This window comes from Clostridium sp. BSD2780061688st1 H5 (assembly GCF_005845155.1).
GTDB lineage: Bacteria > Bacillota > Clostridia > Lachnospirales > Lachnospiraceae > Claveliimonas > Claveliimonas intestinigallinarum.
On record NZ_SPGT01000071.1, the window covers coordinates 1 to 1,050 of the forward strand.

Sequence of the window (1,050 nt, forward strand, 5' to 3'; positions counted from 1 at the left end):
CCTTTTCACCTTTCCTTCACAGTACTATGCGCTATCGGTCACTAAGGAGTATTTAGCCTTACGGGGTGGTCCCCGCGTATTCAGTCAAGGTTCCACGTGTCTCGACCTACTCTGGATACCGCCATGCTCGCTCACCTTTCGCTTACGGGGCTTTCACCCTCTCTGGCTGGCTTTCCCAAAACCATTCTGCTAGGCTCACAAGATCAATTCCGCGGTCCGAACCCCGGGGTGCACGCACCCCGGTTTGGGCTCTTCCGGTTTCGCTCGCCGCTACTTCCGGAATCGATGTTTCTTTCTCTTCCTCCGGCTACTTAGATGTTTCAGTTCACCGGGTTCCCCTCCATACGTTATGGATTGGCGTATGGATACATGAGGTTTGCTCATGTGGGTTTCCCCATTCAGAAATCTCCGGATCAATGGATATTTGCTCCTCCCCGAAGCTTTTCGCAGCTTATCACGTCTTTCATCGGCTCTTAGTGCCAAGGCATCCACCCTGCGCTCTTTCATGCATAACCAACTTGAAGGCCTCCCGCGGGAACGGGACTCCTTCCACACATGTATAGCGTTACATGCGTTGGTTCAGGTCAATTTTTTTACTTTGTTTTCTTCAAAGTGTGTCATCATCATCTCTGATGATGCCTCGGATGTCTTGATATTTTCATCAATTTCTTATATGCGGTTTTCAAGGTACATTCGGATGAGCAGGATGTTTCCTTTTCATCCAATGGAGAATACGAGATTCGAACTCGTGACCTCCTGCTTGCAAGGCAGGCGCTCTCCCAACTGAGCTAATCCCCCGGATGGGCTTAAGTGGGCCTTTCCTCCTTAATCGAAGGCGTTAGCCAATGGGCTTAAGTGGACTCGAACCACCGACCTCACGCTTATCAGGCGTGCGCTCTAACCGGCTGAGCTATAAGCCCGTTTCCAAAAGGGCTTTCCGCCACTTTCTCCCGTCCTTCCGGACTCTCTTTTCTTTTTTAGTGCTGGCGGCCACCTGCTCTCCCACACCGTCTCCAGTGCAGTACCATCGGCCTCCCGGGGCTTAACCAT

General features: G+C 51.6%; 2 tRNA genes and 1 rRNA gene. All 3 read right to left on the reverse strand.

Annotated features, from left to right (window positions below):
* Positions 1-515, reverse strand: a 23S ribosomal RNA gene (locus FGQ86_RS16160); the annotation flags it as partial.
* A gap of 210 nt (positions 516-725) precedes the next feature.
* Positions 726-798: transfer RNA gene (locus FGQ86_RS16165), tRNA-Ala, on the reverse strand.
* A 48-nt stretch (positions 799-846) separates the two neighbouring features.
* Positions 847-920 (reverse strand) — tRNA-Ile (locus tag FGQ86_RS16170).
* Positions 921-1,050: the final 130 nt, after the last annotated feature.